22 protein-coding genes are annotated in these 24,776 nt (G+C 70.1%); 7 read left to right on the top strand and 15 right to left on the bottom strand.

Going from position 1 to position 24,776, the window contains the following annotated elements:
- Window position 1: 1 nt before the first annotated feature.
- From HUT10_RS48300 to HUT10_RS48280, 5 genes are all read left to right on the top strand, one after another.
- A complete protein-coding gene (locus HUT10_RS48300; protein WP_176177347.1) occupies window positions 2–1,831 on the top strand; it encodes a VirB4 family type IV secretion system protein in 1,830 nt (609 codons plus the stop codon).
- On the top strand, window positions 1,828–4,344 hold the full coding sequence (locus tag HUT10_RS48295) for a DUF87 domain-containing protein (RefSeq protein ID WP_176177346.1): 2,517 nt from the start codon (window positions 1,828–1,830) through the stop codon (window positions 4,342–4,344). Before HUT10_RS48300 ends, HUT10_RS48295 begins: the two co-directional genes overlap by 4 nt.
- Window positions 4,341–5,402, top strand: coding sequence for a replication-relaxation family protein (locus HUT10_RS48290; RefSeq protein ID WP_176177345.1), 1,062 nt, complete (start codon window positions 4,341–4,343; stop codon window positions 5,400–5,402). The genes HUT10_RS48295 and HUT10_RS48290 overlap by 4 nt, the downstream gene beginning before the upstream one ends.
- 26 nt (window positions 5,403–5,428) lie before the next feature.
- A complete protein-coding gene (locus HUT10_RS48285; RefSeq protein WP_176177344.1) occupies window positions 5,429–6,388 on the top strand; it encodes a C40 family peptidase in 960 nt (319 codons plus the stop codon).
- Between the two features lie 181 nt (window positions 6,389–6,569).
- Window positions 6,570–7,133, top strand: coding sequence for a helix-turn-helix domain-containing protein (locus tag HUT10_RS48280; protein ID WP_176177343.1), 564 nt, complete (start codon window positions 6,570–6,572; stop codon window positions 7,131–7,133).
- Between the two features lie 75 nt (window positions 7,134–7,208).
- On the opposite strand, the gene HUT10_RS48275 is transcribed toward HUT10_RS48280, so the two are convergent.
- The 5 genes from HUT10_RS48275 to HUT10_RS48255 all read right to left on the bottom strand — a co-directional run bounded on the left by HUT10_RS48275 (window position 7,209) and on the right by HUT10_RS48255 (window position 14,867).
- Window positions 7,209–7,820, bottom strand: coding sequence for a hypothetical protein (locus HUT10_RS48275; RefSeq protein ID WP_254897383.1), 612 nt, complete (start codon window positions 7,818–7,820; stop codon window positions 7,209–7,211).
- 37 nt (window positions 7,821–7,857) lie between these two features.
- Window positions 7,858–8,550 carry a hypothetical protein gene (locus HUT10_RS48270; RefSeq protein WP_176177342.1) on the bottom strand — a complete coding sequence of 231 codons (693 nt, stop codon included), beginning with the start codon at window positions 8,548–8,550 and terminating at the stop codon, window positions 7,858–7,860.
- 64 nt (window positions 8,551–8,614) lie between these two features.
- Window positions 8,615–10,393: a VWA domain-containing protein gene (locus HUT10_RS48265; protein WP_176177341.1), complete on the bottom strand. Its 1,779-nt coding sequence runs from the start codon at window positions 10,391–10,393 to the stop codon at window positions 8,615–8,617.
- A 37-nt stretch (window positions 10,394–10,430) separates the two neighbouring features.
- Window positions 10,431–11,660 (bottom strand): AAA family ATPase, encoded by a 1,230-nt coding sequence (locus tag HUT10_RS48260; protein ID WP_176177340.1) that lies wholly within the window; start codon window positions 11,658–11,660, stop codon window positions 10,431–10,433.
- A gap of 789 nt (window positions 11,661–12,449) precedes the next feature.
- Window positions 12,450–14,867, bottom strand: coding sequence for a BTAD domain-containing putative transcriptional regulator (locus HUT10_RS48255; protein WP_254897382.1), 2,418 nt, complete (start codon window positions 14,865–14,867; stop codon window positions 12,450–12,452).
- A gap of 634 nt (window positions 14,868–15,501) precedes the next feature.
- Between HUT10_RS48255 and HUT10_RS48250 the strand changes: the two genes are divergently transcribed.
- Window positions 15,502–16,002 (top strand): hypothetical protein, encoded by a 501-nt coding sequence (locus tag HUT10_RS48250; protein WP_176177339.1) that lies wholly within the window; start codon window positions 15,502–15,504, stop codon window positions 16,000–16,002.
- An 85-nt stretch (window positions 16,003–16,087) separates the two neighbouring features.
- Here HUT10_RS48250 and HUT10_RS48245 read toward each other — a convergent pair whose 3' ends face one another.
- From HUT10_RS48245 to HUT10_RS48235, 3 genes are read right to left on the bottom strand one after another with little or no spacing between them, the layout of a single operon-like run.
- Window positions 16,088–16,519 (bottom strand): pilus assembly protein TadG-related protein, encoded by a 432-nt coding sequence (locus HUT10_RS48245; protein ID WP_254897381.1) that lies wholly within the window; start codon window positions 16,517–16,519, stop codon window positions 16,088–16,090.
- On the bottom strand, window positions 16,519–16,920 hold the full coding sequence (locus HUT10_RS48240; RefSeq protein WP_254897380.1) for a TadE/TadG family type IV pilus assembly protein: 402 nt from the start codon (window positions 16,918–16,920) through the stop codon (window positions 16,519–16,521). Before HUT10_RS48240 ends, HUT10_RS48245 begins: the two co-directional genes overlap by 1 nt.
- Window positions 16,921–16,958: 38 nt before the next feature.
- Window positions 16,959–17,840 (bottom strand): hypothetical protein, encoded by an 882-nt coding sequence (locus tag HUT10_RS48235; RefSeq protein ID WP_176177338.1) that lies wholly within the window; start codon window positions 17,838–17,840, stop codon window positions 16,959–16,961.
- A 255-nt stretch (window positions 17,841–18,095) separates the two neighbouring features.
- Here HUT10_RS48235 and HUT10_RS48230 point away from each other — a divergent pair, with 255 nt between their 5' ends.
- Window positions 18,096–19,337, top strand: coding sequence for an MFS transporter (locus HUT10_RS48230; RefSeq protein WP_254897379.1), 1,242 nt, complete (start codon window positions 18,096–18,098; stop codon window positions 19,335–19,337).
- Between the two features lie 23 nt (window positions 19,338–19,360).
- Here the strand turns inward: HUT10_RS48230 and HUT10_RS48225 are convergent, their stop codons facing one another.
- From HUT10_RS48225 to HUT10_RS48195, 7 genes are all read right to left on the bottom strand, one after another.
- Window positions 19,361–19,840, bottom strand: a complete 480-nt coding sequence (locus HUT10_RS48225) for a TadE/TadG family type IV pilus assembly protein (protein WP_176177336.1) — start codon at window positions 19,838–19,840, stop codon at window positions 19,361–19,363.
- Between the two features lies 1 nt (window position 19,841).
- Window positions 19,842–20,042, bottom strand: coding sequence for a hypothetical protein (locus tag HUT10_RS48220; RefSeq protein ID WP_176177335.1), 201 nt, complete (start codon window positions 20,040–20,042; stop codon window positions 19,842–19,844).
- 21 nt (window positions 20,043–20,063) lie between these two features.
- Complete coding sequence (locus HUT10_RS48215; protein WP_368660817.1) at window positions 20,064–20,696, bottom strand: type II secretion system F family protein; 633 nt, start codon at window positions 20,694–20,696, stop codon at window positions 20,064–20,066.
- A 248-nt stretch (window positions 20,697–20,944) separates the two neighbouring features.
- Window positions 20,945–21,829, bottom strand: coding sequence for a type II secretion system F family protein (locus tag HUT10_RS48210; RefSeq protein ID WP_254897378.1), 885 nt, complete (start codon window positions 21,827–21,829; stop codon window positions 20,945–20,947).
- On the bottom strand, window positions 21,826–23,178 hold the full coding sequence (locus HUT10_RS48205; RefSeq protein ID WP_176177332.1) for a CpaF family protein: 1,353 nt from the start codon (window positions 23,176–23,178) through the stop codon (window positions 21,826–21,828). The genes HUT10_RS48210 and HUT10_RS48205 overlap by 4 nt, the downstream gene beginning before the upstream one ends.
- Complete coding sequence (locus HUT10_RS48200; protein WP_176177331.1) at window positions 23,175–24,017, bottom strand: carbon monoxide dehydrogenase maturation protein; 843 nt, start codon at window positions 24,015–24,017, stop codon at window positions 23,175–23,177. Before HUT10_RS48200 ends, HUT10_RS48205 begins: the two co-directional genes overlap by 4 nt.
- Entirely contained in the window at window positions 24,017–24,718 is a 702-nt protein-coding gene (locus HUT10_RS48195; protein WP_254897377.1) for a hypothetical protein, read from the bottom strand. The genes HUT10_RS48200 and HUT10_RS48195 overlap by 1 nt, the downstream gene beginning before the upstream one ends.
- Window positions 24,719–24,776: the final 58 nt, after the last annotated feature.

Below are 24,776 nucleotides of genomic sequence, written 5' to 3'. Positions count from 1 at the left end.
GATGCCCAGGAACCAGCACGGCAGCTCGGCGGCCGAGGCGTTCACGCCGGATGCGCTGTCGATCGGCAGCCGCCACCTCGAAGTCGGCAACGAATGGGTCGCCTCGTTCGGGATCACCGGCTACCCACAGGAGGTCTACCCCGGCTGGCTCTCGCCACTGCTCACCTACCCGGCCCGCATCGACGTCTCCGTGCACATCCAGCCCGTCGACCCAGTCACCGCGGCCAGCGGCCTGAAGAAGCAGCGTGCCCGGCTGGAGTCCTCTCGCCGCCACCACGCACGGCACGACCAGCTCGACGACCCAGACCTCGACGCAGCCGCCGACGACGCCGCCGACCTCTCGCGGCGGATCGCCCGCGGCGAAGGCCGACTGTTCAAGTTCGGCCTCTACCTCACCATCCACGCCCCAGACGAGCAGGCTCTCGCCGAAGAGGTGTCGGCGCTGCGATCGCTGTGCGCGTCGCTGCTGCTCGACGCCAAACCAGCGACCTACCGGTCGCTGCAAGGCTGGGTCACCACGTTGCCGCTGGGGCTGGACTCACTGGGTCTGAAGAGGACGTTTGACACTGCTGCCGCGTCCGCGGCGTTTCCTTTCACATCTCCCGACCTGCCTGCGACCGATCCGACGTCGACCTCGCCCAGCGGTGTGCTGTACGGCTACAACGTCGGCTCCCAAGGGCTGGTGCACTGGGACCGGTTCGCCTGCGACAACCACAACGCCGTCGTCCTCGGCCGGTCCGGCTCGGGCAAGTCCTATCTGGTCAAGCTCGAGACCCTGCGCAGCCTGTATCGGGACATCCAGGCGTTCGTCATCGATCCCGAAGACGAATACGCCCGCCTCGCCGCCCAGGTCGGCGGCGCCTACGTTCACCTCGGCGCCGGTGGCGTCCGGCTCAACCCCTTCGACTTGCCCATCCACACCACCGCCAGCGGACGCCGGACCGCGCCGCAGGACGCACTGACCCGGCGCGCGCTGTTCCTGCAGACCGTGCTCGCGGTGTGCCTCGGCGCCGAGCTGACCGCCGGCGAACGCGCCGTCCTCGACACCGCCCTCACCACGACCTACGCCAACGCCGGCGTCACCACCGACCCGCGGACCTGGATTCGGCCAGCTCCCTTGATGCGGGACCTGCACGACGTCCTCGCCGCCAGCGGCGACGCCGTAGCCGCGGACCTCGCGGCTCGGCTGCACCCGTTCGTCGACGGCGCCTTCGCCGACCTCTTCTCCGGACCGACCACCACCGCGCCGGATGGACACCTCGTCGTATTTTCCCTGAGGGACCTCCCCGACGAGCTCAAGGCGATCGGCACGCTGCTCACCCTCGACGCGATCTGGAGACGGGTCTCCAACCCCGCCGACCGGCGCCGGCGGCTGGTGGTCGTCGATGAAGCGTGGCTGCTGATGCAGTCCCCGGAGGGCGCGAAGTTCCTGCACCGGATGGCGAAAACGTTCCGCAAGCACTGGGCCGGGCTCACGATCGCCACCCAGGACATCGACGACGTCCTGGGCAGCGAACTCGGCCGCGCGATCGTCGCCAACGCCGCCACCAGCGTGCTGCTACGCCAATCCCCACAGGCAATCGACCAGATCGCGGCCACCTTCAACCTCTCCGAAGGGCAGCGCCAATTCCTGCTCACCGCCGACCGCGGCCAAGGCCTGCTCGGCTCCGGCACCGAATGGGTCGCCTTCCAAGCCCTCGCGTCGCCGACGGAGAACGTCCTCGTCACCACCGACCCGGCCGAGCTCGCCGAGATCGTTCGAGACTTCGGCGACAGCGCCTCGGACGACGTCGTTGACCTCGGCCCGGCCGACGCGAAGGTCGAATCATGAGCTGGCGTGCGGGGTGGGTCGGCGGCTACCTGACCGATCCGTGGAGCGCGGTGCACCAGCTGGTCGCGGAAGTCTTCGATGCGGCGTTGCGCTGGGGCCCGATCGTCCTTCCGGTGTTGGCCTTTGTCATCGCAGGCCACGCTGTCGGCCGGCGTTGGTGGCGAGGTCGGTGCCACGCCGCGCGGCTCGCCGACGCGCGGTGCGTCACCGTGCTCGCACCACCCACCGTCGATCCCGCCGGCGGCGTCCTGCTGTGGTCCAACCTGGTCGGCCTGCTGCGGCCGAGCTGGCGACGCTGGCTCACCGGTCAGCCGCATCTGGCCTGGGAGTACCGGTTCTCCGAACATGGCGTCACCTTGCGGCTGTGGGTCCCGGGCGTGATCCCGCCGGGCCTGGTCGAGCGCGCGATCGAAGCCGCGTGGCCCGGCACCCACACCCGCGCGGTCCCCGCCGATGCACCGCTGCCAGAGCCGGAAGACCGGCGGATCATCGCGGTAGGCGGTCAGCTGAGACTCGCTCGCTCCGAGGCGCTGCCGATCCGAACCGGGTTCGACGCCGACCCCATCCGCGGGCTGCTCGGCGCGCCGGTCGGCCTCGGCCGCGACGAGCACGCCACCGTGCAGATCCTCGCCCGGCCAGCGACCGGTCGCCGACTCGCCCGGGCTCGGCGGGCCGCCCGGCGGGTGCACGCCGGAGCGTCCGGGCGGCTCGGCAGCCGTATCCTCGACCTGATCACGCCCGGTGGCGCTGCGACCCGGCCTGGGCGAACACGAGATGCCCGCCGGATCAGCCAGGACCCGCGGCTGTCACTGGAGTACTCCGCACAGAACCGGGCGATCGTCGGCAAGCAGCGCGGCTCCCAGTACGAGACCCTCGTCCGCTACGCCGTCACCACCCATCTCCCGGCGAACGCCACCGACACTGAGGTACGGCGAGCTCGGGAGACCGCACGCGGCCGCGCCCATGCGCTGGCCGCCAGCTTCGCCGCCTACACCGAGCACAACCACTACACCCGAACCCGCCTCCGCCACCCCATACAGGCGCTCTCGTCTCGGCGCCTCGACCGCGGCGACCTGCTCTCCGTCCCCGAGCTGGCCGCGATCGCGCACCTACCGGTCGACGCCGAGATCCCCGGCATCGAGCGCGCCGGCGCGAAAGCCGTCGCGCCGCCCCCGGGCATCGCCGTCCCCGGCCCCGAGGTCAAACCGCTCGGCGCTGCCGACACCGGCCACGCCCGCCCCATCGGGCTACGCGTCCCCGACGCCCGCCACCACCTGCACGTCCTCGGCGCCACCGGCTCCGGGAAGTCGACCCTGCTGGGCAACCTGATCCTCGACGACGCCGACACCGGCCGCGGCGTCGTGCTCATCGACCCCAAAGGCGACCTCGTCACCGACGTCCTCTCCCGACTCCCGAAGCAAGCCGCGGACCGGGTCGTGCTCTTCGACGCCGACTCCCGGCAACGCCCGCCCTGCCTCAACCCGCTCGAAGGTGGAGAGACCGACCGCGAGGTCGACAACCTCGTCTCCGTCTTCCGCCGCGTCTACTCCGCGTTCTGGGGACCGCGCACCGACGACCTCATGCGCGCCGCCTGCCTCACCCTCCGCGCCCAAGACGGCGTGCCCACCCTCGCCGACCTCCCCAAGCTCCTGACCAGCGAAGCCTTCCGAACCCGGATCACCAGCGGGCTCACCGACCCAGTCCTGGCCGGGTTCTGGGAGTGGTACGACGAGCTCACCGACTCCAGCCGCAGCCAGGTCATCTCCCCGCTGATGAACAAACTCCGCGCCTTCCTGCTGCGTCCCTTCGTCAAAGACGCCATCGCCGGCGGCCGGTCCACCGTCGACATGCACCACGTTCTCGACCAGGGCGGCATCTGCCTGGTCCGCATCCCGAAAGGCTCGCTCGGCGACGAGACGACCCGGCTCGTCGGGTCCCTCGTCGTGGCCCGGACCTGGCAGGCCACCACCGGCCGGGCCCGCGTACCGCAGCGCGAGCGGCCCGACGCGTCGCTGGTGATCGACGAGTGCCACAACTTCCTCAACCTGCCCTACCCGATCGAGGACATGCTCGCCGAAGCCCGCGGCTTCCGGCTCGCGATGACGCTCGCGCATCAGCACCTCGGCCAACTGCCCCGCGAGCTCAAGGAAGGCATCTCCACCAACGCCCGATCGAAGATCTTCTTCAACGCCTCCCCCGAGGACGCCCGCGAACTCGCCCGCCACACCGCGCCACGGCTGACCGAACACGACCTCGCCCACCTCGGCGTCTACCACGTCGCCGCCCGGCTCGTCGCCCACGGCGCCGAGACCGAGCCGTTCACCATGACCACCACCCCGATGCGCCCCGCCGTCCCCGGCCGCGCCAAAGAGATCCGCGCCGCCATCCGCCGGCAATCGACACCCAATGGCAGGACGGCTCCCCCGAACCGCACAAGGCGCGACGGCAAACACCCGGCACCCCACGGTCGCAAGGCCGATCCGCGCCGCGCCCAGCACGGAGGTTCACGGTGATCACCACCACGACCCGGCAGCACCAGTTGCGCCAACACCTCCCCGGCCGCACCACCCCACGCGCCGCCAGCTCCATAGAACACCAAGCCGCGCTCGCCACGCGGCTCACCCCGCGGGACAAGTGGCTACTGAGCATGCTCCACGAGCACCGCGTCCTCACCTCGGCCCAGCTCCAGGACGCCGCATTCCCGTCCGCTCGCTCCACTCGGCAGCGCCTGCGCGAGCTGTACCTGTGGCGCGCGGTCAGCCGCTTCCAGCCCTTCCGCCAGCTCGGCTCGGCACCCATGCACTACGTGCTCGGACCTGCCGGCGCCGCCGTGCTGGCCGCCGAACACGGCCTCGACGTCAAAGACCTCGGCTACCGCCACGACCGTGCGATGGCCATCGCCCACAACCAGCGCCTCGCCCACACCGTCGGCGTCGGCGACTTCTTCACCTCTCTCATCGCACGCGGACGCCGGGACCATCACGAAGTCACCGCATGGTGGTCGGAGGCCCGCTGTGCCCGTCACTTCGGCGACCTCGTCATTCCCGACGCCTACGGCCGCTGGCGGAGCGCAGCCGGCGAGCTCGAATTCTTCCTCGAGTACGACACCGGCAGCGAGTCACTCGCCAAGATCGCCCGCAAGCTGCTCGCCTACGCCCGGCTCGCCGACTCCACCGGCATCGCCACTCCGGTGCTCTTCTGGCTGCCGACCAGCCGCCGCGAGGCCGGCGCCCGCACCGCGCTCGCCCGCCTCCACGCCGACCTCGAACAGCCAACCGGCGTCCCCGTGGCCACCGCCGCCGCCGACCTCCTCGACCCAGGCGCCGTGTGCCCGAGTCCCGCCGACGACGTCTGGCTCCCGCTCAGCGTGAGGACACCGAAGCCGAGATCGCCGCGACACGAACTCGGCGAGCTGGCAAACGCCTGGCCGTCCCTACCGCCTCCCGCCACCTCCGACCTCGACGAACCTTCCGACCGTGCAGCCAGCCAGGCCACGGCCTACCGGCTGCCGCCGCCATGGCCCATGCCGCCTTGCGCGAGTTCCCGCCGAGCTGGTCATCCCGGTCTCTGACCGGTCGAAAGGAGGTGTCGGCAGCCATGGGTACGAAGATCGCAGTCGGCGTCGCTGCAGTGCTCGCGATGGTTCCGTTTCTGCTCGGCGCGGTGCCGCAAGCCGTCGTCACCTCGCTCGCCGGCCTCGGCGGCATGAGCTGCACAACCAGCGAGTCCGATGCCGGCGAAGTACCTGGGTACGGGCCTGACCAGCTCGCCAACGCGCAGACCATCACCGCAGTCGGCGAGCAGCTCCAAGTGCCCCCGCCCGGCTGGGTCATCGCGGTCGCGGTCGCCATCCAGGAATCCACGCTGCGCAACCTCGACCACGGCGACCGCGACAGCCTCGGCCTCTTCCAGCAACGCCCCTCCCAAGGCTGGGGCACACCCGAGCAGCTCATGAACCCCACCTACGCCGCGACCCAGTTCTACCGGCACCTCCAAGCGGTGCCCGGCTGGCAGCAGATGAGCCTCAACGACGCCGCACAAGCCGTCCAGCACTCCGGCACCCCCGCCGCCTACGGACGTCACCAGCAGACCGCCGAAGCGATCGTCGCCGCGGTCGCCGGAGTGAGCTGCGAGAACTCCGGCGGTGACTGCTCGAACATCACCGCACCGACGCCCGCCGCGCTCACCGCCATCAACTACGCCTGCGGGCAACGCGGCCTGCCCTACGTCTGGGGCGGCAACGGCCCCGAGGGCGGCGACGCCGGCTTCGACTGCAGTGGCCTGACCCGAGCCGCCTACGGCGCGGCCGGCGTCTCGTTGCCGCGGACCTCGCGCGAGCAGTACGCCGCCGGACCGCGCGTACCCGCCGGCGCGTCGCTCCTGCCCGGCGACCTCGTCTTCTACGCAACCGCCGGGCGCGTCCACCACGTCGGGCTGTACATCGGCGGCGGCAACATGATCGACGCCCCTGACTTCGGGCAGGCCGTGAAAGTGGAACCGTACCGTCACCCTGGTGACGACTACGTCGGCGCAACCAGGCCGACGACCCAGCACTGACACCGCATCGGGCAGGCACTTCCGGGCGATACATGTGTCTTGTGTGGACGAACGCTTGACATGGAGCGACGTACGGAGCGTCCATAGACGTGTAAGCCCGAAACCACCGGATGCGCACCGGCGGGCGAACGCCCCGGCCGGGGCATGACCATCCACCGCTTCTCCCGAAACGGAGCTTGCCATGCCCGAAACCAAGAACACCTCCACGAAAGCCCAGCCCGAAACCGCCGAGTCGAAAGTACGCCGTGCCTTGGAAGCCAATCCTGGTGCGACGGCTGCGCAGTTGGCCGAAGGGGCCGGGGTCGGACGCTCCACGGCCACGAAGATCCTCTCCCGCTGGGCCGCCGACGGAATGGTCACTCGAACCACCGGCAAGGATCAGTCCGTCCCTGTCACGTGGACGTTGCCCGACGAGGACCGGAACGACGAGGCCGCCGAAACCAATGCGGGCGAGGACACTCCTTTGCCCGCACACGAACCCGCCGTCGACACTGCCCGCCTCGCTGCACCGTCAGGAGCCGCAACGGCTGACGCGCCGAAGAAGGAACGGTTGCCCAAGGGCGCGCTGTACGACATGGTGCTGGCATTCCTGAAGGCACATCCCGGTGAGGAGTTCGGACCCGCCAAGATCGGTGCGGAGCTGGTCCGGTCCAGTGGCGCAGTGAACAACGCCTTGGAGAAGCTGGTCACCAACGGCCTGGCAACGAAAACGTGCGAGGCGCCGAAGCGCTTCACTTCCAGCTGACCGCGACACATTCAACAGGGGCGGATCGCCGTCGCGGCGATTCGCCCCTGTTGGATCTGTACCCCGGCAATGAGGTCACTGTGTCGCCTGCTGGCTCACATCAGCCGGATGCGGAAAGACGCACTTGTCGTCGCAGTCGTGCTCGCCAGCGGTGGCGATGAACGGACAGTCGTCTCGGTGGGCCTTGGTGAACGTGACGCTGCCGTCAGGGTGCTCGAGGATGTGCAGTGCGCCGCCGTGGCGGTAGGCCCACATGATGTCGTCCGGGTCGATGCGCCTCTCGCCATCGAAGCAGTAAGTCGTGGCCAGCAGCGCGCTGATCGCGCCGTGGACATGGGGTGAGATGGTTTGAGTGGTCGGCGGTGTGGCGAGGATTTCGGCGGCCCTACGAAGAAGACGCTCGGTCAGCGGGCCGAGAGCGGTGGCAGCGTGGACGTCCGCGCTCGGTCGCGGTGTGTCGTGCCACCAGTTGCTGGGAGCGTCGGCGGCGAGGCTTGTCCACGTCATCTGGTCGCTGAGCACCTCCGCGACAGCGAAGCTCTGGTTGATGTAGTAGTCGCGCTCGACGCGCGCTCGGAGCGTGCGTCCGGCGAACTCGACGACGCGGGTGTGGTGGTAACTGGTGGCGGTAGCGCCGGTGGCTTCATCGCGTTCGGTCATCGAGGCATTCATCATGATCTCCTTCACTTCTAGTGTGGGCTTGCGCTGTTCCGTCGAAGTACTTTCAGTTCGTTGTGGTCGAAACGAATCCCAGCAGCCGAGCCAACTCCGGCGCGATCACGGCAGCGCGGTCACAAAGGACGAAGAACGACATCTCCACGTACGGCGAGCGAGTGTCCAGCTGGATGCGCGATTGCCCGTCGTCGAGTCGACACGAGGTGACACTCGGCGGGCCGGGCACGAGACGCACTGGACCGCCGAACTCTTGCGCCAGGTCGAGCGCGGCTGCGCGTTCCTGCGCCAGTCGCTCACGGCGTCGGGCGTTGCGTTCCCGGATACGGTCGGCCCAGAGGCGGTATGAGGGAAGTACGTCCTCTTCGAGGCGGTGGGCGACTTCCTTGATCGGCGTGCGAGTCTCCACGATCAGCGGGCGCGGGCGGTAATCCCTGGGCATGAACCAGCCCGGCGGGTACTTCAGACGAGGGTGGTGGACGTATCCGGCAGGCTCGACCCACCCGGTCGTGAATTCGTCCTCGTCGTCCGGCAAGACGGGTTCGATGGTGTATGCCCACGGCCGCCGGTTCCTCACCGGATCGATGCGAAGGGCATCGCCTGCTGGGCCGATCAGCACCATGCAGCCGTACAAGCTGGTCATGTAGCCGTAGGTGCGCACGTAGGTCGCCAGGCCCCACGACCCGGACAGCTCGGAGGTCAAATCGAGTACTGCGCCGATGATTCGCTCGTCGCGGGTAGCCATGTCGGTTCACCTTTCCGTTGTTGTTCGGGGGTATGGAGATACAGAGGTGCCGCGCCCGACGCGCCTACCGGCGAGCGGCCGCACGGAGCGCGGTGGTAGCCGCGTGGCCGATGGCGCGGGCGGCCATGGTGGGGTCGGTCAGAACGTGCACGGTGGCCCCGGCGAGCGGGGTGTCGGTGGCGCTGATGGTCAGCCACAGCACCGCGCACCCGGACGAGCGCAGGCGGTCAAGCTTCTTCTGCCCGTTGCGGCGGGGTGTCGCACGGTATTCGCCGTCGGACACGATGACCACGAGCCGGGCCGCGCCGGGGCGGGACAGGCCCAGCGCGCCGTCGAGGGCGTCCAGCGCTCGGGGAATGTCCTCGTAGTTGTCGCGGGAGCAAAATTCGGTGACCTCGACGGGCGGCTTGCCCGGATGGGTCAGCGGGCGCACGTGGCGCCCGAAGATCACGCTCGCGGTGTCGGCGGGCACGCGAGTGTGGCGAGCGGCGTTGGCCAGGATCCAGGCAGCCGAAGCCACGTGAGCGCGCGCCCAGCCCATCGAGCCGGACACGTCACACGCGATCCCGACCCGCAGCGGCGGTACGGGGACCGGCTTGCGGATGGTCCGGGTGAACGGCTCGGCCGTCACCACGGCCCCGGCGGCGTGCTGGGCTTCAGCGGCACGCACCCCGCGCATCCGCAATCGTCCCGGCGGCACCTGCGAGGTGGAGCGCACGGCCACCCGTTCCCGGGTTCCCGCGGTGTCCAGAGCCCGCGCGAGCACTCGCGCAGCGGTGTGCTCCTCCGGCGTGGGCGGCCGAGTGCCCGCCGTCAGGATGTCTCCGTCGGGGGAACCGCCGGTGCTGAACACCCTCCGCGCCACCCGTGCGGCTGTCCTCTCGGCGGCGTCTTCGCATTCCTTCGCGGCAGCGGCGACGGCAGCCGGGTCCTCGGGCGCCTTCTCGCCCGCGACGTTCGCCGCAACGCTGCCCAGCACGGCGGCGATGGCATCCGCAAGCGGTGACGGGGTGGCAGGTGCGCCGGGGCCGGGCGAGTCGTCCGACGGGTCCGAGGTCCCGGGCGAGGCCGGCGGCGAGGTCGAGTCCGAACTCGCGGTGTCGGTGCCGAGGATCTCGCACCACCGCCGCCCGAGGTCGAGCATCTCCTCACCCGCGTCATCGGCAGTCAGCAGCGCCTGCCGCCACACCGCTCGCAGCTTGCCGAGGACCTCCTCGCCGAGCACGCCCTCGACGACCCGGGCCACGGGGTAGACCTCGGCGTGGCTCAGTACGCCGCCGTCGGCCCGTCCCAGCACAAGGGCAGCGGTGTGCGCGGCGTCGGCCGGAGTCATCTTCGGGGCCGTCGCGGGGTCGGCGTATAGGTGCAGGTCGGTGGCGACGATGCCCTTGACGCACGCCCGGAGCCAGTGCCGGTCGTCCGGGCGGCGGCGGATGTGCGCCGCTTCCATCCGGGGCTCTTCCAGCAGCATCGCGGCGGCGACCACGGCGGGCGGGGCGCCGTCCGGCGGTTCCCACGCGGTGTGTTTGGCGTGTCCGCACTCGTGGGTGAGGGCACCCCATGCCGGGGCGTAGCGGGCCCGGTCGGACAGGTTGGCGGGATCCACGGTCGCGGGGTCTACGCCGAGGTGGTCGCCGTCGACTTCGATCAGCGCGCGGTGCGGGTAAAAGCAGGCGGGTGCCCCGCCGCCCGCGCCGGGGGCGACGCTGACAACGAGGTCGTCGCGGTCGGCGATCACGGGAACCTCGTCGGCGAACGCGGCGGACAGGGTCAGCCATTCCGGACGGGCGGGGAACACGGCGGCACCGGTGGCGGTCGGGTCGGCGGTGAAGTGGGCGCTCATGGCGCGGGTCCTTTCGCGACGGGTACGCGGGGCGGGTTCAGGGTTTGGTGGTGATGCGAGCGCCGAGGGCGAGCGGGGTGACGGTCTTGCCGAAGACGTCGCGCACCACGGCGGCGACGGTGACGCGGTCCTCTTCCGGTGCGATCCCGACCAGGTTTCCGGCGGCGGCGTCGAGGTCCCACGCGTCGGCGAGCTTCTTGAACGCCAGCAGCTCGCGTAGCTGCGGGGCCCACCCGATCTCGCCTTTTTCCTGCCGGGTCGCGAGGTTGCGTGCCACCCGCACGGCCTTCTTGTCGACCCCGAGCTGTTCGGCGAGGGCGTAGTCGCTGGAGACCTGGATGTGCACGGAGAACCGGGAGGACAGCGCGTCGGTGAGGATGGCGCCGTGCACGCCGGGGTTGTGCCCGGCGACGACGTAGAACCCCGGCTCGGCCTTGACGACTTCGCCGCCGTTGGCCTTGACGATGATTTCGCGGCGTCCGTCCATCGCGGGGTAGACCACGGCGAGCACGGTCGGCGGGATCAGGGTCGCGTCGTCGATGAACAGCGGCACCCCGGCGCGCATCGCGCGGACCAGCGGGCCGTGGACGAACACGAAGTCGCCGTCGGGGGTTTTGGTGTAGTCGCCCACGAGGTCGGCGACCACGGTGTCGCCGTCGCCCTGCACGGTGAGGCAGTCGTTGAACGCCGCCTCGACCACCGAGGTTTTCCCGGTTCCGGGTGGCCCGTACAAGAGGGCGGCGACCCCCGCGTCGCGCAGCCGCGCCAGGGCGGTCACGTCGGGCATGCCGGACAGGAGTCGGGGGTGGTAGTCCGTCCCGTTCGGGCGTTTCACCGGGCCGGTGACCTTCCGCGCCGGTCGGCTGGTGGTGGTGCTGCCTGTATCGGACGGGGCGGGCGTGGGCGAGGTTGCGGCGGGTGCCGTCGCGGGTGGCTTGCGGCGGGGTGTGCATGGCGGGGCCGGGGTGATGGCGGATGCGGCGGCGGCCGCCGTTGTCGCGGTGGCCCGGTAGCCCAGTGGCGCGTTGGTGGCGAGTTCGGCTTCTCCCCTGTCGGCCAGCGCTTTGCAGGCGTTGCCGACCGCACCGGATGAGCGGTTCAGGATGTGCGCGATGCCGCCCGGGGTGTGGGTGGTTGCGGGGTCATCGGCCAGGACTTTGGCGACCATCGCGCGGAGTTCGCCGTTGCGGAGCCGGGTCGCCGTCCCACCCGCCGGGGTGGTCGGCCCGGTGGCATGTGCCGTGACGGGCGGGGTGGACGTGGTCATCGCAGGTATTCCTTTCCCAGTGCGTGACGCGGGCGGTTCGGCGAATCAGAACGATTCGTTGCGGCCCTTGAATGTGATTTCCGGATTTCCCGGGCGACACAACAAACGTAACTCGACAAGGCCGGACGCACAATACTTTTCCGCACCCCATTCGGGTGACGAATTCCGGTGCTCAGCCAAAAGAATTCGAAGCGTTTCGTCGAACCGTTTGCGCAGGTCGCAGACGTCAAGCAGTAGACGACAGCCACAACAAAGGAAATGGACGAGTGGAAATTTGAAGAAAATAGAAATGGGCGGATGACTGTCGACACGAGGTAAGATGACCAGGAGAGCCAGACCGTGGGGATATGATCACAGCAGCGGGACCGACGGGGCAGGCCTGATGTGCTTACCTGCTTGTCGCCAAGCGAGTCTGGGACACCGACGGATCCCCGCATGCAGGCCTTGAACTGCAAGGATGAGCGCAGACAGAGGATCCGGCTTAGACGGTCGACGGAACGCCGGAGCGATCGGCGCGTGCGGTGGCACCCCCGATGGCCGGCGGGCATCCGAGGGGAGGTGCCCGTGGACGATCGGCTCCGGCGAGCGGGCCGCTCGGACAGTCGCAGGGGTGCGTCCGTCCATGCGACGCGTTGCGGCACGTTGGTGGCGCCACAACACATGGCTACTCTGAACGGAAACACGGGATGCTTTTCTGCGCGACAACTATCAGTGCGTCGACACTAACATCCATCGCGACGGACCAGCCATTTCAGCGTAGAGGTACTTTATGGCGCACCCCATGTCGGTTCAGACCTTGCGGACTGCGATTCCGGCGTGGGGTTCTCGGAGTCGTTCGGCGAGCTCGATTGTCGCAGCCGTCGGTGTTTCGTCGATCTCGGCGAGGCGTGCTTCGAGCAGCCGTAGCGTTCGGGCTATCGCGTCGTGCCGGCCGAGGTTGTGTTCCAGGCGCATGATGTCGCGGTAGAGCAGCTCGTTGTGCGGGTCGAAGTCCCGCGCCGATTCCAGCAACTCCAGTGTGGACTCGGGATCGCTTCGGACTCGTGCGCGGGCCAGGGCGGCGACGGCGTCAAGGGCGTCGCGGCGGACACCTTCCCGCAGCGCGGTGAGCCAGTCGGCTTCGATGCCGGCGGCGAGCTCGCCGCCGTAGCTCGCGACGATCGCGGCGTAGGCCGCGGTGCGGTGCTGGTCGTTGGTCGTGGTGCGGCGTCGGGCGAGCGCGCCGACGAACGTCCAGTAGTCGACCTCGACGAGCGCGGGGTCGAGCCGATATCGGCCGTGCTGCGCGACCACGAGGTCGCCGATGTCGGGTGAGGTGGCTTTGTGGACGGTGCTGCGGAGACGGGACAGGACGGTGCGTAGCACGGCGGCCGGGTCCTGCGCTGGGCGGTTGGCCCAGAGGCTGTCGATGATCACGGCCCGCGGAACTCCGTCCGGGTGCAGGGCGAGGTAGATCAGCAGCTCCCACAGCCGTCGCGACAGGCTGCCGGTGACTTCGACCGCGTGGTCTGGGCGAGTGAGGTCCGGTCGCCACGACAACCTCGGCTGACCGAACAGTCTCAGCACCAGCGGCGCGGCGACGTCACGCTGGTCTTCGACGGTATTCGTCGAGTCTGGCTCGGGTACTGCTTCGGCTTGGTCCGGTGGGCCTGCGATCTCCAGCCCGTGGCCGGACTCGGCGTCAGGCTCGGGGTGGTCGTTCCGGGCGCCGTGTGCGGCGTCGAAGAGGGCGAACAGCTCGCGGGTCGCGGATTCGGGAAGGGAGAAGGCTCGCCGGCCGCGTAACCGCTCCCCAGGCCCCGGGGAGGTAGCCGTGATGGTGCCAGTGGCGTCCACGTAGACCGTGACGCCGGGATGCCACTGGCCGAGCAGCAGCACGATTGCGCTCGCGTCGCCTCCGGCGAAGGCGTGCTGCAGCCGGATGTGATCGGGTTCGCTTGCCGGCGCACTCACCAGCAAGATCCGGTCGGCGCTGTCGTGTGGTGTCTGGCTGTCGAGGTGCGTGAGCGCGGCGGTGAGGTCGTCGACGGCGTGGACGCACTCGGGCAGGTCGGCGTCGTACTCCGGGACGCCGAGCAAGTCACGCAGATCCGCGGCCGGCGCGACGATCAGCGGGTGGCGGGTGGTGGTCATGGCTGTGAGCAGCAGCGCGCGGGCGGCGGCGTGGCTGCCGGGGCCGATGAGCCCGAGGCCGCGCGTCGCCGCGAGGTCCAGCGCCAGGTCCGCGGCGGCCTCATCGGCGGGCTTCCCCAGCTCGAGCATCGTCTCGGGCTCGGCGGCATCGGCCTCCTCGGGTCCGATCTGGGCGTACTGGTGTGCCAGGTGCAGCTGGTAGACGACCGGGGCAACGGGCAGGACGTCGTCGCGCCGACCGCTGCCGGGGCGGTAAGCGGCGCGGTGACGTCGTCGGGCGATCAGCAGCATTGCGCTGATCGCGCCAGCCAGCCCGAGGCCGACGTACACGCCGGGCTCCCACGACGAGCTTGGGCCCGGAGCAGCGGTGGGAGGTGGCGACGAGCTCGGCGGAGAGGTCGCCGTGGGCTTCACTGGTGGCGGCTGCCGCTGCGGTGGTGGTGTGAGGGCAACAGGCCTCGGGGTCGGCGGAAGGCGGATGCGATCGCCCGGATGGATCAGGCTGGGCGACGTCAGTGTGCGACCGCCGGGCTGGATGCTTCCGGCGTTCAGGCGCCAGAGCTCCGGCCACCGGTTGCCGTCACCGAGGCGGCGCTGCGCGATCCGGTACAACGAATCGTGGACACCGCCGCGGGGCGGACGCACCAGCTCGACATCCTCCGATCGACCGTCAACAGCCAACGGCGCGGTCACCGACGAGCTCATACCGGCCTGGACCACGCCGCTTCCGCCGGAGGCAGCGAGCGCGGTACGGCTGACGAAGGACACGACCATGGTGGTGATGAGTACCGCAGCGATCCGGCGGAGCGGGCCGCCGCGCCCGGTCGAGTCCGGCCGGCCGGCTGTCAGGACGAGGTCGCGGCCGCACCTGGCCAGCTCGACGAGGAACGCGCCCCACAGCAGCCACGCGCCGCACGCGAGCACATCCAGCAACAGGCTTGTCGACAGCCGAGCCGTCAGCACCTCGCCAAGCTCCGCCACAGTGGGCAGGTGATCCGGGAGGGGCCAGCCGATGAACCGCACCAGCGCCCACGGCAGCCCGACACACAACCCGGAAAGCAGCGCGAACGCCACGCCGACCCGAAGGAGCCGCCCTACGCCACGCACCAGCGCACGATAAGCCCGCCGCGATCCGGTTCCGGTCTGCCGTTCTGCAGGCACAACAGCGTCCCTGGCTTAGCTTCGCTGGCCCTGGACAACCGACGGCTGAATCCCGGCTGCTGGCGGCCCAGGTCGAGGTTCCAGCGGCGCAACTGCCGACGAAGTCCCGGACTGAGCCTCCGATTTCGGCCGACGGCTGCCAGGCGGTCGACCTCGCCGGGCGCGGGGTTTGCCAGCGGTAAACCACCTGGTGAGGTCGGCGGCCGGGACGTCGGTGAACTCGGTCAGCTCGTCGATGCCTATGACGTCCGCCGCCGCGACGAGCACGGTACCGAGCTTGCGCTCGACCTCCGCCAGCTCCTCGGCCAGCGCAGCTCGACGACGTGCGAGCTCACCGACCTCCCGGGCTGCCGCCGCCTCCTCGCGCACTTCTCCGCGTCAGCCTTCTCGACGCGCCGTTCAATTTCGTCGATCGTGATCATGGTTCTCCTCCACTACGCAAACTTCAGCGCCTGAACTGTGCACAGCCGCCTATCGCTGCGCCAGCAGCCCTTGACGGTCGCTGGATCCTCGAAACGGCACTGAAAACCAGACGAGGACGGTGACGATGAACGTCGCGCTGAGCGTCTTTACACCGGTGGTCACCTTGCTGGGCGTTGCGCTGGGCGGCTGGCTGACCACCCGCAACCAAGAGCGGCTGTGGCGACGAGACCATGCTCGCCGATGGCGTGACGTCCGGCTGTCGGCCTACACCGACTTCCTCTCCGCCTACCGCGAATACATCGCGTATGCGCAAGACCCGGATGCCCATATCACCGCAGCACCCCATCCTCGCGGGCGCGACTATGTCGTGCCGTTCTTCGATGAAACCGGTCGCCCGTACCGCGAAAAACTCGAAGGCGCGATGATGGCCATCAGGCTCGTCTCGGCGCGACGCGAAACACCCGACACCGCCAAGAACCTCGTCGATCACGCCCGACGCGTCGCCGCCGCACGAGCTACCCATTCGGCACACGAGATCCCCCGAGAGCTTTTCGACGAACTCTGGCTCGCCGTCCAACGATTCCTGGCAGCAGCACGGCATGAACTGGACCTGCCCACCACCTGAACCGAAGCCGGCCAACAGAGCCCTCTGCCGGCCCCCGGATCCTGAACCCGAAGCCGCAGATGTACTCCTCAACGCGCTAAACATCTCAGTCTTCCCCCACAACTCCGCGCCGCGGGTGGGCTGCGCCGCTGCCGTGGGCGCCGATCGACGGGATGCCGACGAGCGACAGCAACTGGGCGCGCTGGCTGGTCGTGACGATGACGGTCACGGTGTCGGCCGTGGCTGTCACCGTGCCGGTGGCGCCGACGCTGGCGAGGTAGCGGCGGGCGAGACCGTCGGCTTCCGCGGGTAGTAGTCGGAGCGTGCCGGTGGCCCGGTAGGCGGCGAGGTCGATCGCTTGCGCGCCGGCGCGTGCGGCGGACTCGGCCTGGCCAGTGGCTCGGACCTTCGCGGCGAGCGCGAGGCCGCCGTCGAGCCCCAGGCCGGCCAAGGCCAGCAGCCCGAGCACCAGCACGACGACGAACGCCGAGATCTGCCCGGCGTCTGCACGCCAGCACGCTGCGCGGCGGGCGTCCATTACGCGCCTCCGGCAGTCGGCTGGGATCGATAGGTGTCGACGACCTCGCTGGCCTGGGCGCTGAGCGTCCGGTTGCCGGGGACGCCGAGGATGAGAGCCTGGCCGAAGTCGACCGTGCAGCGGACGGTCACGACGACGGTGCTGCCGGGGTTCGCCGAGGTCGTTGCGCTTGTCGCGGCGTCGCGGCAGACCAGTCCGGCGTGCGTCAGCGCCGCGGTGGCGGTCGCTTGCGCCGCGGCGACGGCTGCGGCTGGGGTGCGCTGGAAGCTTGCGGCGCGCGCGGCTTGATGCGCGGCGTCGTCGAGCCGCAGCCGGGCGTCGACGCCGCGGTGAACGACCACGGCGACAAACACCAGCAGCATGACCAGTACCGGCGCGAGCAGGACCGCCTCGACGGTCACCGCGCCACCCTCGGCGCGCCAGCACCTCTCTGCCGCGGTCACGGAACCGGCTCCGCGACCGGCAGTTCCCACGGGAACCGTCCAGCGCCTGTCAGGTCGCGAGCTGCGGTGACGTACGCGAAGACGGATCTCGGCAGCTCTTCGGCGACATCGACCATCGGGCGAATCAGCGCGGCGTGCAGCTCGGCCTGAACGGCGCTGGTGCGCTCGACGAGCTCGGCGTGACGAAGCCTGGCTTCCCATTCCCGGGTGAGCGTGACGCAGCCTTGGAGGTGGAACACCAGTTCACCGAGCAGAGCGTCGAAGTCGGCGATCGCCGCGGCGGTCGCGGCCGCGAGGTCGGTCTCGCCCGGCAGTTCGGCGAGCCGTGCGGCGTGCCGGCGAGCAGGCGCTGTCCGGTTCAAGCGGGTCAGCGCGTCCCAGACCGCCTGGTGGGCACGGCCGGGCAGCTCGGGGTCGAGCCAGTCGCGTACCGGGGTGGTGTGGAGTTCGCCGGTGAGGTCGATCAGGAGCCCGGCCGTGTGGTGCGCCGTCGTGCCGAGGTCGGCGAAGTCGTCACTTCGGAGGAAGAACTGGCCGGGAGACCTTTCCAGCCGGCAGCGATGTCCGTGCTGATGCTGGTGATCGGTCGCGAGGCAGGCTGCGGTGATGCCCGCGTCGGAGAGGCCGCTCAGCAGCAGCGCGATGGCGCCACCCACCGCCAGCGCGCCGCCGACGGTCTCCGTGGTGCCCGTACTCATTACCAGGGCGAGCACCAGAAGCCCTGCTGCGCAGCGAGTCGAGACGGATCGCGTGAGGAATACGCGGAGGACCTGCCCGCGCCACTGTTTTGTTGTGACGGCGGGGTTCCACAGCATGATGTCCGGGCCGTCGGTGAAGTCGCCGACGGTCACCGCATCCGGTTTTTCCAGCAGTGACATGGTTTCTCCCCTCTTCGGTTAGGCGTCTGTCAGAACACATACGGGTTCGCTCAGGCGGCAGAAGCGCTGGTCACGCCTACTCGCGGGCAGGCGTGGGTTCCGGCGACCGCGAGCAGTACCCGACCGTTTGTCAGGATTCCCGACGGACTGTCGACCATCGTGACGCACGGTCACCGTCAGTGAACCGAAGCCGTGACGGCCTAGCCGGGAGTCTGCGACGAGGGGCTCGATGCGGGATCGGTCAGACTGATGACCATGACCGCCCCTGCCGAGCCGCCCGACGCCACGACCGACGAGAAGCGGTGGCTGACACGAGGCGTCGCCGGAATCGGCACTGCCAGCCTGCTGGCCGATGTCGGCCACGAGGTACCCACCGCGCTGCTGCCGAGCCTGCTCACCAGCACGCTCGGCGCACCCGCCGCCGCGCTCGGACTGATCGAGGGCATCTCCGACGGTCTGGCCGGCGCCGCCCGTCTCGCGGGTGGCGCACTGGCAGATGACCCCGCACGCCGCCGCAATGTCGCCGTCGGCGGCTACACCAGCACCGCCGCGCTCGCCTCGCTCACCGGCGCCGCCACCACCGTCTGGCAGGTCGGCATCCTCCGAGCCGGCGCCTGGGCCGCTCGCGGCCTGCGCGTTCCCGCCCGCAACGCCCTGCTCGCCGACGTGGTTCACCCCAAGGCCTACGGACGCGCCTACGGCTTCGAACGCATGATGGACAACCTCGGCGCGATCTTCGGTCCGCTGCTCGCGCTGGGCCTGGTGGCCGCGGTCGGCGTGCGCTGGGCGATTGGCCTGTCCGTTATCCCTGGCATCCTCGCCGCCGTCGCGATCGTCTACGCCATCCGCCACACCCCGGCACCCTCCGCGAAAGCCCGGGTACCACTGCGCATCCGGATCAAGCCCGTCCTGCGCGGCGACCTCGGGCGGCTCATGGGCGCGGTCACAGCGTTCGAGGTCGGCAACGTCGCCGCGACTTTGCTGATCCTGCAAGCCACCCAGCTGCTCACCCCAGGCCACGGCACTGACACCGCCACCACCCTCGCTTTGGCGCTCTACACCCTCTACAACATCGCGGCCACCGTCGCCTCGATCCCTGCCGGGCGCTTCGCGGACCGTCTGGGCACCCACGGTCCGATCCGAGTCCTGACCGCCGGAGTCGCACTGTTCGCGTTGGCGTACCTCGGCTTCGCCGTCACCGGCGCCAACCTGGTTGTGCTCGCGCTGCCATTCCTCGCCGCCGGGCTGGCCATCGGCTGCGTCGAGACCGCCCAGCACGCCGCCGTCGCCACGCTCGCCCCAGCTGAGATCCGCGGCTCGGCGTTCGGGCTGCTCGCCACGATCCAAGCGGGCGGCAACTTCGTCGCCAGCGCGATCGCGGGAGTCCTCTGGACGTCCGTCTCGGCGCAGGCAGCGTTCTTCTATCTCACGGCATGGATGGTGCTCGCGCTGATCGGGCTGGCACTGGCATCCCTGCGACACAGCACAAGTTCCTGAACCGAAGCGGTCGATCACCCTCATCAACGACCACCACCGCTCAGGTTCTCGCCCGAGACCGCTCCAGAATTCGCGAACCCTGGAACATCCGGAACGAACCTTTCGACCCCGCCTGCAGCTTCTGCGTGCACGTGCAGGTGCATACCGGGCAGTACCGCGACAGCCTCGCCCTGCACGCTGGCCGAAGCCGAGGTCGAGGTCCGTTCGACGGCGATCTGCGAGGACCGCAGCGGCCCCTGCGCGAGGTCATCGAGCAGCTGCCGGCCGGCGGCGTGGCCGGCCGTGGCTGTGCCGTTCTGGACGCGGGCCGCGGCGAGCGCTTCGGCGGCGGCTGCTTGTGCGACGTGGGTCGCGTGCGACCAGAGCGCGAACTGGATGATCGCCAGCAGCGCCACTAGGAGCAGCGGTGTCGCGATCACCAGCTCGGCGGTGACCGCGCCGCGCTCGCCCGGTAGGGCGCGACAAACGCGCCGAGCCGTCGCATTGACCGGATTCGCCGGCATGTCAGCCGCCGAGGCCGAGGTCGATGCTGTTGGCTTTCGCAGTCAGCTTCGCGGCAATGATCGCGATCAAGGCGATCGCCAGCACCGCCATGAGCGCGGTCACGATGACGGTCGTGGTGATCTCGCCACGGTCGTTGTCCTTTCGCAGCAACAGAATGCGTGCGACGGCGAGGGTCCAGAGCGTTCGGCAGTAGGTCAGCATGATGTGTCTCCTGTGGACTTCTCAGAGGCCGCTGAGGACCTGGGTGACGGCCGGGTAGGCGATGAATCCGAGGAAGCCGAGGAACAGCAGCGTCACCGGCAACGCCATCCGTTCGGTGGCGGCCTGCGCTTCGGCTTCGGCTTCGGCAACGAGGTGGGTCCGCAACGCCTTGGCTTTCGCCGCCAGCGAGGTGCGGATCTTGGCGCCTTCGGTGCCGGCGAGGGAGATGGACGCCGCCAGCTCGGCGAGCTCGGCGATGTCCAAGTCTTCGCCGAGGCGGCGGAGCGTCGAGCACGGTGTGGTGCGGGTCAGCTGGGCGGCGTCCAGCGCGCGGCGCAGCTGGGTGAACGCGCGCCCGCGGCCGACCTCGGCGGCCGCCAGGAGCGCGACCTCGACTCCGGCGCCGCCAGCGAGGGTGATCCAGACGAGGTCGAGGAAGGCCGAGAGCGCGGCGCGGAAGTCGGCCCGCGCTCGTGCTGCCTTGGTGCGGACCTCCAGGTCGGGACCGAAGAACCCGGCCGCGGCGAGCCCGAGAGCGGCGACCAAGAGGACGTCGACGCTGACCGGCACGTCCGCGAGCGCGAGCAAGGTCTGAAGCAGGAGGGACGCCACTAGGCCGGCGCAGCTGACGACAACCTTGACGGCGACGTGCATGTCGGCCCCTCGCCCAAGAACTCGGAGATCGCGTTCGAGCTTCTTCCCCGGCAGGCCGAGCCTCCGGAGACCGGGAACGAGCGGTCGTACGACGCCCACCGCCCACCCGGCTTCCGGCACGTCCACAACCGGAGCCGCCGCATCTGACTGCGAGAGGTGCTGACTAAGAGACTGCCGCGGCGGGATAGCCCAGGTCAGGAACATCCACAAGCCGACGCCAGTGCCCACCCCAAGGCAGATGATCGGGATCATGCGTGATCACCGGCCCATCGAGAGGGAGCTGGCTCGGGCGGCGCGCTGAGCGACAGCATGCGCGAGTCGGCGCGGCCCGCGGCGATCCTGACCAACCAGCCGAAGCCGATCCCGAACAGCCCGCCGATCACGAGCAGGACGGCTTGGCCGAGCGCGCTGTCGTAGGCCGTCAGGTAGCCGCGGTTGAACACCACCACGCCCACCGCGAAAGCGATCGTGGTGGCAACGACGACCCGCACCGACGTCCGGGTCCGAGCGCGCCCCGTCTCGACGCGCACCCGCATCGCCACCTGCGACCGTGCCGTCTCCGCCAGGGAGCCCAGCAACTCGCCGAGCTGCCGTGCCTGGTGCTCGGCGGCCAGGACCAGCGCGGCGATGACCAGGTCGGCAGTCGGGTCGGCCAGTTCCTCCGCCAGCTGCCGCAACGCCGGAGCGAGCCGGTGCCCGTTCTGCAGCCGGGACGCGAGCCCGGCGACTTCCCCACGAATCGCGGCGGGCGCCAGCGGAGCGGTGGCGAGGATCGCCTGCTCCAGCCCGGCCGCGGCCGAGAGCGTGTCGCGCAACATCTCCGTCCACGACGCGACCGCCTCGATCCGCGCAACCCGGCGCACGTGAGCTCGGTCCGGGCCGACCAGCCGCGGCAGGAACCAGACCGCCCCGGCCGCGAGCACTCCCCCAACGAGCCACCCGGTCGCAACGCCGGCCAGCAGACCAACGCCCAGCGCGAGCGCCAGCCGAAGCCCCCACGTGCGATCGGCCCGCCAGGCTGAGGCCGGCCGCGGACGGCGAACCAGCCGAGGACCGCGCAGACCGGAAAGGACGAACAGGAGCCCCACGGCGGTACCAAGCCCGGCCCCACCGGCGACGAAAGTGGTGGTCATGACACCCACCACCCGGTGGGCTCGGCCAGCAGCCCGGGATCGAACCCGGCTTCGGCGAGATCGGCGAGCGTGTCCGCACGCAGCGCGCCGGCGACCGGGCAAGCCCGCCGGTCGGCGCCGGGGCGGTAGACCTCGTTCGAGACGACCGTGCCGCCGTCGGCGTCGACAACCTCGCGGATCGAGGAGATCACCCGGGTCGTCCGGTCAGCAGCTTTGTCCAGGTGCACGACGAAGTGCACGCTGGAGGCCACCAGCAGCGCGGTCGCCTCCAGCGACAGCCGCTCCACGCTCTGCGCGGCGTAGGAGGCGAGCCGGGTGAAGGCAATCCTCGAACTGCTCGCGTGCAGGGTGGCCATCGAGCCGTCGTTGCCCTGAGACATGGCGTTGCACATCGGGATGACCTCGGGTCCGCGGATCTCGCCGACGATGACCCGGTCCGGGGACATCCGCAGGCCCCAGCGGACGAGTTCGGCCTGGCTGATCGCGCCGGCGCCCTCGATGTTGGCTTCCCGGGCTTGCAGCGCGGTGACGTCGGCGTGTAGCTCGGGGTCGAGGCCGAGGCCGAGTTCGAAGGCGTCTTCGACGGTGACGATGCGTTCGAGCGGGTCCATCTCCGCGGCCATCGCCCGCAGCAAGGTCGTCTTGCCGAAGCCGGCGCCGCCGGTGATGAGGATGTTCTTCCGCGCCCGGACCACGGCGCGCAGGAATCGCTCAAGACCGACGTCGAGGGTGCCGCGGCGACGCAGCTGGGCGAGGCTCGTGGTCAGGTAGCCGTGCCGGCGGATCGAACACGCCGTCACCCCGTCGGCCGTGAGCCCGAGCACCGCGAAGAGCCGCTCGCCACCCGGCAGCTGGAGATTCAGCGCCGGCGAGCCGCGGTCGAAGCGGCGTTCCTCCGATGACGCGCGGGCCGCGAGCGTCCGGACCAGGTCGGTCAGCTCGTCGTTCGTGGCCGCGACCGGTGCGACCTGCGCCCGCGAGCCGTCTGTGTACTGGACGAAGACCCGGTCGAAGCGGTTGACGTTGATCGTCTCGACCTTCGGATTCGCCAGCAACGGCTGTAGCCCGCCCAACCCGAAGACCTCGTCGAGCACGGCCTCGGCGACCCGCCTCTCGACGTCCGGAGGCAGCAGGACGCGGCCGGCCTGCAGTTCGGCCTCGCTGTGCGCGGCTCCCGCGGACCGCAGGAGCTCCTGGGCGAGCTCGCGACGGCGCTCTGCCGTCATCGGGGTGCTCTCCGCTTCAGCTCGGTGCGGCAGCTCGGTGGCGAGCGCGTGGTGGAGGACAGTGCGAAGCCGCGTCTCTGGGCTGGCCGCGGACGGGCGGCGATGTTCGTCGAGCACGGTCATCGCGAGACCTCCTCTCCAGGCAGCCCGACTTCGTGGAGGTCGGGTGCGATCCGAACCCCGTACGCCGGGACGCGCTGGGGCGGGACGCCCGGCACGTGCTGCCCGACGGCCGGTCCGGGAGTTCCTATCGACGCCCCTCCGGCGGCGAGGGTTCGTGCCACCTCGACGGCGGTTCGGACAAGTCCGCCTTTGCGCGCACGTCCCGGGATCACGTGACCGGTAAGGCTCGTGGCCGCGGTCGGGTCGTAGGGAATCCGGGCCATGACGGGGATGCCAAGCTCCTGCTCGACTTCCTTCGTCGGGTGGCCCTGGCCTGCGAGGACGAGGAACGAACGAGCGGCTACCCGGCCCAGCTCGTGAAGACGGGCAGCCAGGTGCGCGAGTTCGTCGCTGTGCGTGCCGGAGATCAGGAGCAGCGCATCGGCTTGCCGGATCATCGGCTCCGCCGGCGATCCGGGGTCCAGCCGCCCGCAGTCGGCGAACACCACCACCCCGGGCTCGCGAGCAGCCCGGTGAAGTGGCGAGCCTGCCGGCGCCAAGGTGCCCAACGCCGCGCGAGCTTGCGGTCCACCGGCTGGTCCGGGAACGACCGGCAGCCCGTCGGCAAGGAGCTGGGTGTGGTTCCAAACGGCATTGGCCTCGATGGGCTGGCGCGCCGCGGCGGCGAGGCTGAGCAGGCCAGGAGAGCGCGCGAGCCCGAAGCGCTGGCCAAGGTCGCCACCGGCCGGGTCGCACTCGACCACCACCCGGCGGATGGTGGCCGGCCAGTTCGCGGCCAGAGCGACGGTGAAGGTGGTGACGCCGGGCGACCCCTTCACGCTGGTCAGGACGATCAACATCAGCGCTCACCACCCGCGAGCATGACCAACGTGACCTGCCCGGCCGGCACTCGCGCGAGCGCCGGCGCGGTGGCGCTGGGCAGCTGCAGCGAGATCACCGTCGTCTGGTCGCTCTCCGCACGCACCACGCCGGTCACTGTCGCCGCCCAGGTCGGCCCGTCGCCGCTGCCTTGCACAGTTGGAAGCGCCGTCGTCGACGAAGACGCCGCAACCACGACGAGGACGGGAGCTCCCGGAGCGAGTTCGAGCGGGAACTGGCCTGCCTTGAGACCCACCGCCACAACAGCCTGGCCGGAGGCGGGGATCATCGACGGCCCGAGGCTGCCCCGGGTGAGCAGCGCGCCGACAGTCAGGCTGGTGGCCATCGGCTTGCCAAGCACGGTGGCCGCTTGGCCGGCCGGAATGGTGGCAACCCCTTCAGCAGCAGAGATTTCAACCTGGTGGACGTCGGCTGGCTCAAGAACGTGTCCGACGCTCACGGGCCGGGCGATGGCCAGGACCGAAACGCGGCCTTGAGCGCTGGCTGCCAACCAAAGCGCCCCACCGACGCAGACTACGACGAGTAGCACGCCCACCAGCAGATGCGGCAAGTGCCGTCGCGTCCGGCGACCGGTCGGTACGGCAGTGAGCCGGCCGTTCTTCCCCAACCACGCCACGGAACCCACGTCGGCTCCGGAGCTATGTTGACTCGTGCTGGTCATGACGTGCCTCCCCAGGCATGGTTCGACCGCACCGCGCATCACAGAAAGCGTTGACGCG

Source organism: Amycolatopsis sp. Hca4 (assembly GCF_013364075.1).
GTDB lineage: Bacteria > Actinomycetota > Actinomycetes > Mycobacteriales > Pseudonocardiaceae > Amycolatopsis.
This window is presented reverse-complemented; position numbering and strand designations above follow the sequence as displayed.